Below are 16035 nucleotides of genomic sequence, written 5' to 3' on the forward strand. Positions count from 1 at the left end.
ACGGCCATGGGTTTCGATGAAGAGATCGGAGACCACATCCCAGGCCTCGTCCGTGAGTTCGTAGCGCCTTGCCATCACAGAATTCCTTTCCGTTAATGGCGCGTGACTCTACAAAATCTCAGCGCTAAAGGAGCGACGATTAGGTTTCTCGGGATTTCGTACAGAGCCTAGGGCGTGCGTTAAACGTCGAAAACAGTCTTGGGGGAAGTCGACACTAGGTAAGAAGAATGATTTTTCCGATGTGTTGCCCATCTTCCATGAATTTGTGTGCTGCACGTGCTTCAGTCAAACTAAACGCTTTGCAAAGCCGGGGCTTAATTTGACCATTAATGATATACGGCCAAACTTGGCTTTCAAGTTCGTCGATAATTAACTTTTTCTCATCATGAGTGCGCGATCGCAAGGTAGAACCAATGTGAGTAAGGCGTTTCACAAGAAGCTGGAAGTAATTTACAGTCGCCGAGGGACCTTTTATTAGTCCGATCTGGACGATGCGGCCATTCATCGCTGCTACTTGGAAATTCCGATCAACGTAGTCACCCCCGATGATATCTACAACAATGTCGACGCCCCGGCCTTCGGTTTCCAGCAAGACCTCATTTACAAAATCCTGCTCTGTATAATTTATAGGGTGATGGGAGCCAAGTTCACGGCTGATAGCTTGTTGCTCCTGGTTCTTAACCGTGGTGAAGATTTTCGAGGCTCCGAATGCTTTAGCAAGCATGGTCGCAGTTGTACCAATTCCAGAGGCACCACCGTGGATCAGCACCGACTCACCTGCTTTCAATTGCCCCCGCTGAAACAGATTGGTCCAGACAGTCATGAAAGTTTCCGGCAGCGCCGCCGCCTCTTCCAAACTCAAACCTGCAGGCAGATGCAGTGTTGTACGCTCATCAGCGGCAGCGTATTGGGCATAGCCTCCGCCAGGTACCAGGGCCATGACTTTGTCGCCAATGACGAAATTAGTTACCTTGGAACCCATGGCTACTACTTCGCCCGAAACCTCTAGCCCGGGAATGTCGGAGGCGCCAGGCGGTGGATCATATAGCCCTTTTCGCTGAAGTACGTCAGGCCCATTAACGCCTGCAGCATGCACCTTGATCAGTATCTCCTGCTCCTTCGGGCAAGGAATCGGCCGCGTGGTAGGTACCAGCATATCTGGTCCTCCAGGCTGGCTGATTTCGATAGCAATCATATGTGATGGAAGTTTGGTAGGGTTCATACTCTGAATCTCAGCATAAAATAATGCGGCATGGAAATTCCGATATGTCCACAGTTCGCTTTAACACGAGGAAGTCGACGTAGGTCAAAATGGCCAAAAAGGAGCCAGGATAAAGACCTGGCTCCTATGGCTAATCAGCCTCGAATAAAGGCAAGGAGATCGGCGTTGATTGTATCGGCTTCAGTGGTTGGCATCCCATGTGGATACCCAGGGTAAATTTTCAGCGTGCTATTCTGAAGCAGCTTTGCAGAAAGAACGCCAGCATCCTCGTATGGAACAATCTGATCGTCATCACCATGCATAACCAATACCGGGATGGTGATTTTTTTCAGATCTGCGGTGAAGTCCGTTTGCGAGAATGCGACGATTCCGTCGTAATGAGCTTGGGCACATCCCATCATGCCTTGGCGCCACCAGTTCCAAATGACACCTTCCGAGGGCTTCGCACCTGGACGGTTGTAGCCATAGAAGGGTCCCGCCGGCACGTCATAGTAAAACTGCGCGCGATTGGCCTTGAGCTGGGCTTGGAGATCGTCGAAAACCTGCTTGGGCAAACCACCCGGATTGCTATCAGTTTTCACCATCAGTGGTGGTACAGCGCTGATGATGGCAGCCTTGAGAACGCGGTCTTCACCATGACGGGCAATGTAATGCACCACTTCCCCGCCACCGGTGGAGTGACCGACATGAATGGCTCCTTGAGTACCGAGATGATTGACCACCGCAGCCACATCGTCGGCATAGTGGTCCATGTCGTGACCGTCCCACACTTGGCTTGAGCGTCCATGACCCCGTCGATCGTGGGCCACGACCCTGAAGCCTTTGGCGAGGAAGAACAGCATCTGGGCGTCCCAGTCATCAGCGCTGAGCGGCCAGCCATGATGGAAATGGATTACCTGGGCATCCTTGGGCCCCCAGTCTTTGTAGAAGATTTCAACTCCGTCCTTTGTCGTGACGTATCCCATGTTTGCGTCTCCTAAATTCGGTGGAGTTCGGTGAACGCCGCATAGCAGCCATCACCGCTTGTTACGCGAGTATTGCTCCTTCTTTTTTCGGTGATCTGAGGCTCATGCTGCTTGCTAAGCCTTCTGGTGCGTGACCACCTACTCCTCCCATGCCCCTGAACGGTGTCAATCTTCAGGGAGCCTTCCTTGGTCAATCAGAGTATTCGTCCTTTGGTCACTGTAAGGTTAAAGTCGGCTTTAAGGTCAAGCCTTGAAGATCAGAGTGAGGATAGGCCAGCTCGAAATGCTGCCCCTTCGGTACAGATGAATGGACGGCTGCAGCAGACAGTCGCCGCAGAAAAAGATCAAAGCGTTTGAGCATCATCACTGACTCGGGTGGAAAACTTCGATTAACATTGAAGTTTGCTTGAACGTTACGCTCCCGGGACCGCTGACACCTGCAATCCGTCGCTATGCGACAGTGCTTCATCGCTCGCCTCTAGCCGATAGAGCGGCCATCCGCAGGATGGTCACCGTACAGGTTTTGGCGAGTAGACCGAGACGGAGATCGAGATGTGAGGAACAAGTTTCTTGGTGATGGTCAGCTACTAAGCTTTTGGTATGAACGAATCAGGAAAACGATGGCATGGGATCAAAAATCAATACGCCAGCTGAGATGCGCTGGATGATCTACGGCGCTAACGGTTATACGGGGGAGCTCATTGCTCGCGAGGCCGTACGCCGAGGCTTTAGGCCCATTGTGGCCGGACGTAACCGGGAAAGCATTCAAGCGCTTGCCAATGAATTGGGCTTGGAGTTTTGTGCATTCGGGCTTAGTGATGCTTCATTGCTGGCTGATCAGATCCAAGGCCAGTCGCTAGTTCTGAACTGTGCCGGCCCATTCTCGGCCACTGCGGCACCAATGATGGATGCCTGCTTGCGCTCTGGCGCCCACTATCTCGACATTACAGGAGAGATTGCCGTATTCGAGTTGGCACAATCGTTAAGCAAGCGAGCCGAGCAAGCCGGTGTCATACTTTGTCCTGGCGTGGGCTTTGACGTGATCCCGACCGACTGCGTCGCAGCCGCGTTGAAAGCTGCGCTTCCCGACGCTACGCACCTATCGCTAGGCTTTGACTCTCGATCGGGATTCTCTCCAGGAACTGCGAAGACCTCGGTCGAAGGCTTGGCGCAAGGCGGTAAAGTGCGCCGCGACGGCAGAATCGTAAGTGTGCCACTAGCCTACAAGGTGCGCAGGATAGACTTTGGCGACGGTGAGAAAGATGCCATGACTATCCCATGGGGCGATGTATCCACCGCTTACCACACCACCGGAATTCCCAACATTGAAGTCTTCATTCCGGGCTCACCAAGCATGATCACCAACGCCAAACGCGCTAACTATTTCCGGCCGCTGCTTGGATTAGCCTGGGTGCAAAGGTTGATCAAGGCGCGTATCGCCAGAACAGTGAAAGGGCCTAGCGAGGAAAAGCGTGCCCTTCAGCCTACTTTCGTCTGGGGTGAGGTTGTGAACGCGCGCGGACAAAAGAAGACCGCCAGAATCCGCACTGCAAATGGCTACAGTTTGACGATTACTGGCTCACTGGCGGTCGTGGAGTATCTGATGAAGTCTAAATCCGTGCCTGGCACCTACACACCCGCCAAACTGGTTGGCTCAATGTTGGTAAGCCAGCTGCCGGAATCGAGTCCTCTCCAGATCAGCTAGCTCAGAATGCCACAGCCAAGGCGGACTGGAAGTCCGTCTCAACTGCTACCAAGCTCATCCAAGATTTGGGTGAGCCCTTGACGGTAGGTCGTGACTTTGAAATCGGGAAAACGCTGCTTGTACTTCGAGGAGTCGAACAGGTTGTCGTGCTCGTACCGTGGCAGCAGCTCTCGCAGCTCACGAACTTGCTTAGATATCAGGCCTACAGCTGTCAGGGTCAATTTACCTAGAACTTTATAAGTAACGTCCTTGCCAAAAATCTGAGCAGCGAGCGTGACAAATTGCTTGTAGGTCAGCCGTTCGTCGTCGCAAGGAAGGTGCCAGGTTTGCCCGTATGCATCTGTTGTATTCCCCAGAGCTGCCAGTGCCCGACTTGCATCCGGAGTCCAGATGAGGGTTCGCCGAGTATCGTCCCGCACGGGGACCCGAGGTGTCTTGCCGGCCTTTAGGTTGTCGATAACCAAGGTGTTAGTAATGCTTTGCGTCTTGCCTGGCCCATAAAATTCCGGAGCTCGCCCTATGACGACAGGAATGTCGCCTCGCTCCATCTCCTGCAACACCATCGATGCCATTTGCGCACGAACCTGCCCTTTACGACCGACCGGTTCGAAGGGCGTGCTCTCCGTCAGTACACGATCATCCTGCGGATACATATACGTGTTGTCGAAATAGACGAAGCTGGCATCGGATGCGCGAGCCGCATCAAGAGCGTTCCGCAGCATCACTGGAAACTGTGTTTCCCAGAGCTGTGTATCTGGCGGAAGTCCGGCTGTGAAATAAACTATGCTGCTACCCTTGACAGCCTTGGCTGCCTGGCTAGCGTCGAGTAAGTCAGCTGCAACCAGCGTGTCAGAGTCGCTGACTTTGCGCGGATTACGACTGACCAGCCTGATATCTTCGGTAAATGTCCGGTTCAGTTCCCGTGCCAGCTCTATGGCTATCTGGCCAGTTGCGCCTAAAACGGTTTGCATTTGGTCTCCTGGAAACCTCAGTAGAAGGCTTCTCTCTACTAACTGCGATGATGATGGCCCGATGCTTGTGCCGGCCGCGACGCTGTGGCTGCCGCCCTTGAGCGCGATAGGGCAAGGTTCTCGTAGCCCAGGCACTTACCTTAAGCTTAAAGTAAACCTTAAGGTCAAGTCCTTATCGTACCCGATCAGAGTAGGCGCAGGATGATAGGTTGGGCCGATTTGATGAGGCCTAGGATCGTAGATCCGTAATCAAGTTGGCTCTTTAGTGGTCACGGGGTTAATGTGAGCTTTAAGGTCAGAACTTCCGTGAAGGTGTGGTATGAGAATTGGAGAGCTTGCGAAAATCACGGGCCTTGCCCCTTCGCGCATCCGTTTTTACGAGGCAAGCGGACTGATTCAATCAGTTGAGCGCAAGGCCAATGGCTACCGCGACTATTCAGATGATGCAGTCTGGATACTGGAGATGATCACTAGCGCCCAGGCAGCAGGGTTTACCTTGGATGAAATCCGGCACCTGTTGCCGGCGAGTTCGCAAGGTTGGCGTCATGACCAACTGCTTTCCGGATTGAAGCGCAAGGTCGAGGAGATCGAGGTGTTACAGCAGCGCTTGGCTCGCAACAAGGAGCAGTTGCTGATGGTGATAGACGGCATTGAAAGTAAGCCAGACGGCATGCTGTGCGTAGATAACACTCAACGTGTGCTTGGCCGTCTGCGCGAGGAGATCGCTTTGAACAGGGTGAGCGCTTCACCAACCAAATGAAGCATGCCAACGTCTGTTGGGAAGTAGAGCGCCGGCTCAATGGCCGGCGCGGATATAGCGTTCAGTCACCGCTATTCAATGCTGCCAGCGGCTTTGGAGCATAGAGTGCGCTCTGGAACTCTGGCACATATTCGTATTTCACCATCTTGCCCAGCTTCAAAGAGCGGATGTAAGTCGACAGGCTACCGTCGCCGAGCACCAGACGCGCTGAGTCAGCGCTCATGCTCGAGCCATGACGGGTCTGCCAAGACGTCGCATAGCCATAGCTCAACTGGCCGGCATGGTCGAGGTTGGTAAAGCTGTTGGTCACCAAGCCGGATTCACTGGAAATGTCGTCGAGTTTTTTTGCCTTAAAGACGACATCGATATTGCCAGTCTGCGCGTCGACGATGTCATAGGACACGGTCGCGGCATCCTCTCGGCGGTTAATCTCTGTCAGCCATTTCGGCAGGTTGTAGCCCACTACACCGCGGACACGGGCAAGCTCGGTGTTCACCGGCAATTTGAGCACGTAACCCCAGAAGTCCTTGGACATGGATTGTCCGATCAAGCTGAATGGTCCGAGATTGGACTTACCTGGTTTGTTGGTGATGATCGACAAAGCAATTTCGTTGTAGCTGTCGTTGTCGCAATAATCGTAGGTGTAAGCCGTGAAAGCTATAAGGCCGCGGCCTGGCCATACCTGCAGGGGTTGCACCTGTTCGAGCACTTCGGCGGGTATCAGCTCGCGCAGGCGATCGATGTCGGCGGTGTAGACGGCGGTTACCCGGCTGTTTTTGTAGTAGAAGTTTGGCGAGTACGACTCGAAGCCCATGTCGACCCTGGTCTTTTCCAGGCCTTTAAACCAACTGAGGTCCATGCCTGGCGCTTCGGCCTGGATCACCGACAGGGGAGGGTTGGAGCGGTATCGGTCATACAAGCCGCCTTTGACGACGGGTACTTGGTGGCCTGCGATATCTATCATCGTGGTTTCGGCATGCTTTGGGATGCCGGTAGTGTCCGCCATGGTGGAGTTGGCTAAGGGCGTCAGGAGTGCACTTGCCACTGCGGCGACGGTTCCGAGTTTCACTTTTCAGTCTCTCCGGTGAATTGCATCACGCATTGATGAATGCGACCAGGCATCTCGCTTGGCGCCGAACTAGGTGGACTTTACACACGCACCTTAACTTTAAACTTAACTTTAATGTCAAGGTATCAATCACTACTTTTCGAGCTACTGAGCGTGCTGTTAAGGGCGGGGTCGAAGGGTGAAGGCAAGGGCAAAATCAGCCAACTTTCCGAACGGTGCCCGAAGCAGCCTTGGCAAGTTCCAACGACCTTGTACGAACACGCCCTTGGCATGACTCATCGAGCGAAAACCCTCAATTCCGTGGTAAGCACCCATTCCACTGGGACCCACGCCGCCGAACGGCAGGTCGTCCACAGCGACGTGCATCAGGGTGTTGTTGATGCCGACGTTGCCGGAGGTTGTGCACTTGAGCAGCGCTTCGCTGTCGGCCCCCACATTGCCGAAGTAGTAGAGCGCTAGCGGACGTGGCCTGGCATTGATAAAGCCGATAGCTTCGTCGAGGGAGCGGTAGGTACGCACGGGTAGCAAGGGCCCGAAGATTTCTTCGCGCATGACCAGTGCATCGTCACCAGCCCCCACGATCAGCACCGGAGCAAGTGTCCGCGGTCGCTCTACGGCGCGTTCCGGCGTCACGCCAGCCTCAATAATCTTGGCCCCCCTGGTGCGGGCGTCTTCGATCAGTGACTGCAAACGCGTGTAATGCTTGTCACTGACGATGGAGGTGTAGTCTGGGCTGGTTGGGCCTTGCGGATAACTACGTGCGACAGCAGCGCGATACTGGGAGATGAACTCACCCAGATCATCCTCGTGGACCAAGGCATAGTCCGGCGCCACGCACGTCTGGCCAGCGTTGGCGAGTTTGCCAAAGACGATGCTGTCGAGGGTGCTGCGTCCGGCATGCCCCAGGGCCACAACCACAGGACTTTTGCCGCCCAGTTCAAGCGTCAGCGGCACCAGATTGTCGCTAGCCGCCCGCATTACCATTCGGCCAACCTGCGTACTACCGGTGAACAATAGGTGGTCGAAGGGTAGAGCGCTAAAGCTTGCGCCTATCTCAGGGCCGCCGAGTATTACCGCGACCTCATCGGGGGCGAAACTACTCGCCAAAATGCGCTGAATCAGCTCACTGGTGCGTGGCGTCAGTTCAGAGGGTTTGATCATCACTCGATTGCCAGCAGCTAGTGCGGTGGCCAGGGGAATGAAGGTCAACGCAATTGGGTAGTTCCAAGGAGCCATGACGCCGATGACGCCTTTAGGCTGGTACTCCACATAAGCACGGCCATTACGGTGAAACGCCGCGACGTGGCGCCGCTCGGATTTCATGAAGCGGCGCAGGTGCCGCAATAGGTAATCGATGGACTGGACCACGCCAAGCAGCTCCATGATATCTGTCTCATGCCTTGAGCGGTTGCCAAAATCGGCGCTGATCGCTTCCTCCATTTCGCGACGGTAGGCAAGCACCGCCGCGCGCAACTTGATCAGGTTGGCTTTGCGCAGCGCAACGCTGGGTGGCCCGTCATTGATAAACGCATGACGTTGTTGCTCCAGCGTGGTTGCGGCGTCGACAGCAGGGATGGATGTTGCGGCGACGGTCATCTTGCACCTCTCAAGGTCATTGCAATGTAGACACTGTAAACTTGATTTGTGCGGATCTTAGGAAGACAATGTGTTCACTGTCAACATGAGTGGAGCAGCCGTATGTCATCCGATGGAATTTGCGAAGCAAAGCCCTACCACCATGGCGATTTGCGTCGCACCATCATCGATACTGCTTTGGCGACCCTGAAGGAACAGCAAGGCTGGCAATTCACCCTGCGCGAAATAGCCCGGCGAGCCCAAGTGAGTCACTCGGCTCCGTATCGTCATTTTCCAGACAAGGGGGCGCTGCTGTACGAGTTGGCGCTACTAGGCTTCGAGCGATTGAACGCGGCCATGCAAGACTCGATGGGAGCAACGATGTCGGCACCGGAGCGCTTGCAGGCAATGGCCTATGCCTACTTGGCGTTTGGTGAGGATAATCCGGATTTGTACCGGCTGATGTTCTCGACGCAGGCGGGAGACCCCGCGCAAATACATGTCGATCCCCGCGCTCAGGCACCTTTCTACCTGGTGATCGAGGTGCTGGAGCGAGGTCAGGAGGAAGGTACCATTCGCGCCCGCTCTGCCTTGGGACAGGCAACCGCAAGCTGGGCGCACCTTCATGGATTGACCCTGCTTTCGATCGATAGCCGGTTGGTGCCGGCGAAGGTCGGCGACCACGCCATTGAAGATGCCTTAACGACCTTGCTTGATGGTTTGGTATGCGATCCGGCGGCCTGATGGCCTGCCGCTGGATTCGGCGCTCATGACAAAGTACTTCTCGCCCGCATGAAGGCGATGCTTGGCCCATCCACCTACGATCAGGTATTCAGGTATGACCAAACGCATCTTGCACGTCGTTACCAACGTTGCTCATTACAGTGACCCAAGTCATCCCACAGGGCTGTGGTTGAGTGAGTTGACGCATGCCTGGCATGTGTTCGCTGACAGAGGGTATGAACAGCAGCTGGTGAGCCCGCTGGGTGGGGAATCCCCCCTAGAACCTCGCTCGCTCAAGTGGCCATTGCTCGATAGTACCGGCAAAGCCTGGTTGAACAACCCAGCAGCAATGGCACGTCTTGCCAACACCTCAAGTCCGCAAGGATTAGTGTCATCTGACTTCGACGCCATCTATTTTACCGGCGGTCATGCGGTGATGTGGGACTTCCCTGAGGACGAGGGTTTGCAGCGACTGACTCGCGAGATCTACGAGCAAGGTGGCGTCGTTTCTTCGGTTTGCCATGGGTATTGCGGGCTGCTCAATACTCGCCTGTCTGATGGTCGTCTTCTGGTAGAGGGGCGTCGTCTGACTGGCTATGCCTGGATCGTAGAAGTCTTGGCGGGCGTTGCGAGCAAGGTCCCGTATAACTCTGAGCAAGAAATGAAACGTCGTGGGGCACGCTACGAAAAAGCACTCTTGCCATTCACTTCGAATGTGGTCGTCGATGGCCGCTTGGTGACAGGCCAGAATCCGCAATCTGCCAAAGCGACTGCTGGACAGATAGTGGCATTGCTTGAATCGCCCCTTGTTTCGTAGGACCGGATAGTAGCCGCGTACCCATGTGACTGCTTTGGGTCCAGGCTGTGTGAAAACATCTGCGATTGTCTAACTTCTGATCGTCGAGATCGTGGCGGGGACGATCATGAAACGGTTCATTGAAGGTGAAGCCCGGACGCAAGTCACGCTGCTGCCGGAGTGCCTGGGGGCCGCTGCCGCGGCCCAAATAGCACAGGTCGCGCCTGGTGCCCGACTGAGGTAGATCTGCATTTAGATCTGCTGAATTTACAGGAGGCCCCAGCTTCTTTCGCTACTCGACGTACTTACTGGCGTTTTCACACAGCCTGGGTCGAAAGCGATCAGTCGCGTCCAGACCGGCTGAACATGCACATCGCGAAAACGCACCTCCGGGCGCCGTACTGTCCTACTCCGACTGCTCCGACTGCATCAGCATGGTCCTGAGGCGACTGAGCAAGAATGCCGGACGATACAGTACACCGCGCATAGTCGTCGGATCTGATAGAGGGCAAGCGCTCGCAGAATGAGTATCTCCAGGTAACTAAACAGGTTGAGCGCCCCCCACAACAAAATCGCTAGCAACCCGGCGATGTACGTCGAGCCAGTCAGTTGGCGGATGATTAGACGGTATCGGGCCTTGAGACTGTCCAACCAGACGTCATGGATTGAACATGGGATTGGGGCTTTCATTCAATTGGCAGATCGCAAGCGCCGCCACAAGGTTGTGCGGCTGATGCCGAGACGGCGGGCGGCTTCGTCGAGGTTGCCGTGGCAGCTTTCCAACGTTTCCTTTACATGGCGCAGTTGCGCGACCTTGCCGATGGTGTGCAGGTCCGTTTCGCCTGACGACTTTTTCCGGGCGGGTGAAGGGGGAGGGCCTTCGCACAGTTCAGGTAGCACGCGTGCCAGGTACTGCTCGTTCACGCGGTATTCCTCAAGCAGTTCGCGTGCCGAGAGCATCGCGCGCTCGATCACATTCTCCAGTTCCCGGACATTGCCCGGCCAGGCATAGCGTTCAAGGTACGGCAGCAGCGCGGCGGGGATGTCTGCAGCTCCCGGTGGTTGCCCCTGAACGAGCAGGCGCTGGCTGATGCCCCGGCAGATCAGGGCAATGTCCTCAGGGCGCTCTCGCAGCGGGGTGGTCTGCAGACGCAGGATGTTGAGCCGGTAATACAGGTCGGTACGGAAATCGCCGTCGTCCATGGCGCTGCGCAGGTCCTGGTGGGTGGCGGCAATGATGCGCACGTCGATGGCAATCGGTTCGGTGCTGCCCAGGCGCAGGACTTCGCGCTCTTGCAGCACGCGCAGCAGGCGTGTTTGCAGCGACACCGGCATGTCGCCGATCTCGTCGAGAAACAGCGTGCCGCGGTGCGCCGCTTCGAACAGGCCTGGCTTGCCACCTTTGCGCGAGCCGCTGAAGGCGCCTTCCTCGTAGCCGAACAATTCACTTTCCAGCAGCGACTCGGGAAACGCCGCGCAGTTGATGGCGACGAAGGGGCCTTGCCGGCGCGGGCTTTCGTTGTGGATGCCTTGGGCCAGCAACTCCTTGCCAGTGCCGCTTTCGCCGGTGATCAAGATGGTCGAATGGCTGGCGGCGAAGCGCTTGGCCAGTTGCAGCATGTCGCGGTTGGCTTTGCTGTTGCCATCGAGCTGTTCGAGCCGGTAGCGCGCGTTGAAGGCGCCGGGGCGGCGGGTGGAGCGGATGCGTTGGTCTGCGCGCTGCACGGCGGTGATGTCCTGGCAGGTGAGCACCAGGCCGGTGCGCTCGCCGTTCTCCAGGATGGGCAACAGGTTGCTAACCACGGCGTGCGAACCCAGCCGGATCACTCGGTTTTCCTCGCCGACGCCTTCCTGCAGCGCTTGCTGCAGGTCCAGTTCCGGGCACAGCTGTTGCAACGGCCGGCCCAGTGCGGCGCTGGCCGGCAACTCAAGTAGTTGGGCAAGGGCCGGGTTGAGCGATTGCACCACACCCTGGTTGTCGACCGCCGCCACGCCGGCGGGAATATGTTGCAGCACGGCATTCAGATGCCGCCGCTTGGCGATCTCGATGCGCTGGCTGTCGAGAATGCCCAGGGCTTCTTCCAGCGCCTTGCGCGCGGTGTCCTCGCTCAGCGATAAAACGCCATGCAGCCCTGCCTGCTCTGCCAGTTCCACCACCGTCGACGAGCCGATGATGCTGCGACAGCCCAGCCGGACCGCCTGATCGACGGCCTGGCGAGCCTCTTCAAGGGAGGTGTAGGCGGCCTGGTGGACCTGGACGGTGAAAAGCGCGGCCATGGCTTGCAAGTCGTGGTTGATGTGGTTGTAGCTGAGCACGGCCACCTGGGAGGAGCGCTCGCGGGCCTGCCCCAGCGCCCGCAGCAGGTCGCCGCTGCCAACTCGCATCGCCAGCACCGGGCGCGCGAGGTGTTTACGCAGGTAGGCGGCGGTGGCGCCGGCGCAGACGAACACATCCACCTTGCCAGCCTGTTCCAGTTCGCGGGCGGTCTGCAGTGCCTCGGCCACCGAGGTGTCGAGGACTTTGATGTGGGTGTCGGGGTAATCCGCCGTGAGCCCGCCCACCACGTGGGCGAGCCGGCTGAGTTGCTGGGGGCGCTGCAAGTGGCTGATCAGCACGACAACCTGGGAGGCGAGAGCGTCCATGGGCAGACCTGTTCATGGTTGAAATGTTTCGATACTGAATGAATAGGTTGCAAATATGCAATGAGATACATGCCCTTTGCCCCTCAAGAAGTTGTCGAAACCCAGGCTGCATGCGGCCTTCAGATGATCATTGAAGAGTTGGCCCACGCCTTGCTCCTGGAGTTCTGCCACCCCAGAAACCAAAGGCAGGGCCCACAGACCCATGAGCAGTTCATCAACGATTTCCCAGGCCAGCGATACGTTCGCGGCCATGACTGACGATCACCGCCTGGCCGAGTTCATCCGGGAGCAGGCCTCGGCAATGCGGGTGGTCATCCAGGCGCGCAAGCGCCTGAGCGGCGGCGCCATCCAGGAGAACTGGCTGCTGGACCTGCTGATCGAAGGCGGCCCGTGGGCTGGCGACCGGCGTTGGGTGCTGCGCAGCGATGCGCTTTCCGCGCTACCCGCCAGCCTCGACCGCGCGCAGGAGTTCGCCGTGTTGCAGGTGGCGCATCAGGCAGGCGTGAAAGTGCCGCGGCCGCTTTGGCTATGTCGCGATACGCAGGTCAACGGGCGGGTGTTCTTCCTGATGGAGTATGTGCCGGGTGTTGCTGCCGGTCGGCGGCTCAGTTCAGCGGCGGGAGCCTTGGGCCAGGCCCGGCTCGCGGAGCAGCTCGGCGCCAACCTGGCGCGCCTGCATCAGATCCGTCCGCCGAGCGCGGCGCTGGCCTTCCTGCCCCTGCCCAAACGCTCGCCGGCCCTGGCTTGCGTCGATGCCTACCGTCGTTACCTCGACACCTTGGACGATGCCTATCCGGTATTGGAGTGGGGCCTGCGCTGGTGCGAGTTGCATGCACCACGCGAAAGCCGTCTGTGCCTGCTGCATCGCGACTACCGTACGGGCAACTACCTGGCCAGCGAGCAGGGACTGGAGGCGGTGCTGGACTGGGAGTTCACTGGCTGGGGCGACCCGTGCGAGGACCTGGGCTGGTTCACCGCCCGCTGCTGGCGTTTCACGCGCCCTGACCTGGAGGCCGGCGGCATCGGCCTGCTGGGGGACTTCCTGCGTGGCTACCACCAGGTATCGCCACTGTGGATCGAGCCCCAACAACTGCACTACTGGCAGGTCATGGCGACGCTGCGCTGGGCGGTGATCGCATTGCAGCAGGGGCAGCGCCACCTGTCAGGCGAAGAGCCTTCCCTTGAGCTGGCACTGACCGCGCGCATGCTGCCGGAGCTTGAACTCGACATCCTGAACATGACCGGAGCCGATGCGCCATGACTCAAACGCACGCCCATGAACTACTCGAAATCGCCCGTCAGACCTTGCTGGAGCAGGTGTTGCCTGTGCTGCCAGGCGAGCTGCGCTACCCGGCCTTGATGATCGCCAATGCCATGGCCATAGCGGCCCGGGAAAGCCGCCTGGGTGCCCATGCCGAGGACCAGGAACAGGCGCGTCTGGCCGCCTTGGTCGACGAAGCGCCCGCGGCCTTGCCCGACCTGCGCCGTCAGCTCGCCTGCGCCATTCGCCAGGGCAGCCATGATGCCGTGCAACCCCGTTACACGCTGGTCGAGACATTGCGCCAGGTCACCCTCGCCCGATTGGCGATCAGCAACCCCAAGGCCTTGCCCTGAACGGCATTGACCACCCATTCCTCCGATAGACAAGAACACACAAGGACAGCCATGAACTTCACCCTCCCGGACGAACTGCTCGCCCTGCAGGCCAAGACCCGAGACTTCATCGCCGAACAGGTCATCCCGTTCGAGAACGACCCTCGTCAAGACAGCCATGGCCCCAGCGATGCCCTGCGCCAGGATTTGGTGGCCCGCGCCCGCGCCGCCGGCTTGCTGACGCCCCACGCCAGCCGCAAAATGGGCGGCCTGGAACTGAGCCACGTGGCCAAGGCGATCGTCTTCGAAGAGGCCGGCTACTCGCCGCTGGGCCCGGTGGCGCTGAACATACATGCCCCGGACGAAGGCAACATCCACCTGATGGACGTGGTCGCCACCGAGGCGCAGAAAAACCGCTGGTTGCGCCCGCTGGTCCAGGGCCATGCCCGTTCCTGCTTCGCCATGACGGAGCCCGCGCCCGGCTCCGGCTCGGACCCCTCAATGCTGCGCACCACCGCCACCCGCGATGGCGACGACTACCTGATCAATGGCCGCAAGTGGCTGATTACCGGGGCCGAAGGCGCCGACTTCGGCATCATCATGGCGCGCATGGAGGATGGCACGGCGACCATGTTCCTGACCGACATGAAGCGCGACGGCATCATCCATGAACGTCAGCTGGACTCGCTGGACAGCTGTTTTACCGGTGGTCACGGGCAGCTGCGTTTCGACAACCTGCGTATCCCGGCGAGCGATGTCCTCGGCGAGATCGGCAAGGGCTTCCGTTATGCCCAGGTGCGCCTGGCGCCCGCACGCTTGACTCATTGCATGCGCTGGCTCGGTGCCGCGCGCCGCGCCCACGACATCGCCTGCGACTATGCGCGCACCCGTGACGCCTTCGGCAAGCCGCTGGGCGAGCACCAGGGCGTGGGCTTCATGCTCGCCGACAACATGATGGACCTGCACGTGGTGCGACTGGCGGTCTGGCACTGCGCCTGGGTGCTCGACCAGGGCCGGCGCGCCAATGTCGATTCGAGCATGGCCAAGGTGATCAGCGCCGAGGCGCTTTGGCGGGTGGTCGATCGTTGCGTCCAGGTATTGGGTGGCCGCGGGGTGACCGGGGACACCGTGGTGGAGCGGATCTTCCGCGACATTCGCCCGTTCCGCATCTATGACGGTCCGAGCGAAGTGCACCGCATGAGCCTGGCGAAGAAGCTGCTCGACCAGCGCCTGGAGGTCCACTAATGCAGCCGAACCTTGTCCGACTGTTCGCCCTTGACGGGCGTCGCGCCCTGGTGACCGGGGCCTCCAGCGGCCTGGGCCGTCACTTCGCTATGACCCTGGCCGCTGCAGGCGCCGAGGTGGTGGTGACCTCCAGGCGCCAGGCGCCGCTGCGGGCGTTGGTGGAGGCCATCGAGGTGGCTGGAGGGCGGGCGCGGGCCTTTGCCCTCGATGTGACCAGCCGTGAGGACATCTGCCGGGTGCTCGATGCCGCCGGCCCGCTGGATGTCCTTGTCAACAATGCGGGGGTGAGCGACAGCCAGCCTTTGCTGGCCTGCGATGATCAAACCTGGGACCACGTGCTCGACACCAACCTGAAGGGCGCCTGGGCCGTGGCCCAGGAAAGCGCCCGGCGCATGGTGGTGGCGGGGAAGGGGGGCAGCTTGATTAATGTCACCTCGATCCTCGCCTGCCGTGTGGCCGGTGCCGTCGGCCCTTACCTGGCGGCCAAGGCCGGCTTGGCCCACCTGACCCGCGCCATGGCGCTGGAGTTGGCGCGCCATGGCATCCGGGTGAATGCCCTAGCGCCCGGCTACGTGATGACTGATTTGAACGAGGCCTTCCTGGCCAGCGAGGCCGGTGAAAAGTTGCGTTCGCGTATCCCCAGCCGACGCTTCAGCGTGCCGTCGGACCTGGACGGCGCCTTGCTGCTGCTCGCCAGCGATGCTGGGCGGGCGATGAGCGGCGCTGAGATCGTGGTCGATGGCGGCCATCTGTGCAGCAGCCTATAAC

At 58.6% G+C, this 16035-nt stretch carries 15 protein-coding genes; 8 read left to right on the plus strand and 7 right to left on the minus strand.

From position 1 onward, the window contains the following. Positions 1 to 214: 214 nt before the first annotated feature. A complete protein-coding gene (locus APH33_RS07055) occupies positions 215 to 1195 on the minus strand; it encodes an NAD(P)H-quinone oxidoreductase (RefSeq protein ID WP_054884443.1) in 981 nt (326 codons plus the stop codon). A 161-nt stretch (positions 1196 to 1356) separates the two neighbouring features. Next, complete coding sequence (locus APH33_RS07060) at positions 1357 to 2187, minus strand: alpha/beta fold hydrolase (RefSeq protein ID WP_054884444.1); 831 nt, start codon at positions 2185 to 2187, stop codon at positions 1357 to 1359. 625 nt (positions 2188 to 2812) lie between these two features. On the opposite strand from APH33_RS07060, the gene APH33_RS07065 reads away from it, so the two are divergent. Beyond that, positions 2813 to 3892: a trans-acting enoyl reductase family protein gene (locus tag APH33_RS07065; RefSeq protein WP_054884445.1), complete on the plus strand. Its 1080-nt coding sequence runs from the start codon at positions 2813 to 2815 to the stop codon at positions 3890 to 3892. Positions 3893 to 3930: 38 nt separating this feature from the next. Here APH33_RS07065 and APH33_RS07070 read toward each other — a convergent pair whose 3' ends face one another. Next, a complete protein-coding gene (locus APH33_RS07070) occupies positions 3931 to 4863 on the minus strand; it encodes an SDR family oxidoreductase (protein ID WP_054884446.1) in 933 nt (310 codons plus the stop codon). Between the two features lie 319 nt (positions 4864 to 5182). Between APH33_RS07070 and APH33_RS07075 the strand changes: the two genes are divergently transcribed. Next, a complete protein-coding gene (locus APH33_RS07075) occupies positions 5183 to 5623 on the plus strand; it encodes a MerR family transcriptional regulator (protein WP_054884447.1) in 441 nt (146 codons plus the stop codon). Positions 5624 to 5684: 61 nt separating this feature from the next. On the opposite strand, the gene APH33_RS07080 is transcribed toward APH33_RS07075, so the two are convergent. Together APH33_RS07080 and APH33_RS07085 are read right to left on the minus strand one after the other, a co-directional pair. Next, a complete protein-coding gene (locus tag APH33_RS07080; RefSeq protein ID WP_054884448.1) occupies positions 5685 to 6629 on the minus strand; it encodes a hypothetical protein in 945 nt (314 codons plus the stop codon). Positions 6630 to 6851: 222 nt separating this feature from the next. Further along, complete coding sequence (locus APH33_RS07085; protein WP_054884449.1) at positions 6852 to 8288, minus strand: coniferyl aldehyde dehydrogenase; 1437 nt, start codon at positions 8286 to 8288, stop codon at positions 6852 to 6854. A gap of 102 nt (positions 8289 to 8390) precedes the next feature. On the opposite strand from APH33_RS07085, the gene APH33_RS07090 reads away from it, so the two are divergent. Together APH33_RS07090 and APH33_RS26445 are read left to right on the plus strand one after the other, a co-directional pair. Then, on the plus strand, positions 8391 to 9011 hold the full coding sequence (locus tag APH33_RS07090; RefSeq protein WP_054884450.1) for a TetR/AcrR family transcriptional regulator: 621 nt from the start codon (positions 8391 to 8393) through the stop codon (positions 9009 to 9011). Between the two features lie 94 nt (positions 9012 to 9105). Then, a complete protein-coding gene (locus APH33_RS26445; RefSeq protein ID WP_082433475.1) occupies positions 9106 to 9807 on the plus strand; it encodes a type 1 glutamine amidotransferase domain-containing protein in 702 nt (233 codons plus the stop codon). 669 nt (positions 9808 to 10476) lie between these two features. On the opposite strand, the gene prpR is transcribed toward APH33_RS26445, so the two are convergent. Further along, on the minus strand, positions 10477 to 12429 hold the full coding sequence (gene prpR / locus APH33_RS07100; protein ID WP_054884452.1) for a propionate catabolism operon regulatory protein PrpR: 1953 nt from the start codon (positions 12427 to 12429) through the stop codon (positions 10477 to 10479). Positions 12430 to 12441: 12 nt separating this feature from the next. Then, complete coding sequence (locus APH33_RS27385; protein ID WP_177332357.1) at positions 12442 to 12681, minus strand: hypothetical protein; 240 nt, start codon at positions 12679 to 12681, stop codon at positions 12442 to 12444. On the opposite strand from APH33_RS27385, the gene APH33_RS07105 reads away from it, so the two are divergent. Genes APH33_RS07105 through APH33_RS07120 form a run of 4 tightly spaced genes read left to right on the plus strand, consistent with a single transcriptional unit; the run spans position 12632 to position 16034 of the window. Then, positions 12632 to 13690, plus strand: a complete 1059-nt coding sequence (locus APH33_RS07105; protein ID WP_054884453.1) for a phosphotransferase family protein — start codon at positions 12632 to 12634, stop codon at positions 13688 to 13690. The genes APH33_RS27385 and APH33_RS07105 overlap by 50 nt on opposite strands. Then, positions 13687 to 14043, plus strand: a complete 357-nt coding sequence (locus tag APH33_RS07110; protein ID WP_054884454.1) for a DUF6285 domain-containing protein — start codon at positions 13687 to 13689, stop codon at positions 14041 to 14043. Before APH33_RS07105 ends, APH33_RS07110 begins: the two co-directional genes overlap by 4 nt. Positions 14044 to 14094: 51 nt before the next feature. Further along, the gene (locus APH33_RS07115) at positions 14095 to 15267 is read left to right on the plus strand and encodes an acyl-CoA dehydrogenase family protein (protein ID WP_054884455.1); all 1173 of its coding nucleotides are present in this window, start codon (positions 14095 to 14097) and stop codon (positions 15265 to 15267) included. Continuing rightward, positions 15267 to 16034, plus strand: coding sequence for an SDR family NAD(P)-dependent oxidoreductase (locus APH33_RS07120; RefSeq protein ID WP_054884456.1), 768 nt, complete (start codon positions 15267 to 15269; stop codon positions 16032 to 16034). The genes APH33_RS07115 and APH33_RS07120 overlap by 1 nt, the downstream gene beginning before the upstream one ends. Position 16035 lies beyond the last annotated feature (1 nt).

The sequence above is a fragment of the Pseudomonas sp. NBRC 111130 genome, assembly GCF_001320485.1.
Classification (GTDB): Bacteria; Pseudomonadota; Gammaproteobacteria; order Pseudomonadales; family Pseudomonadaceae; genus Aquipseudomonas; species Aquipseudomonas vlassakiae.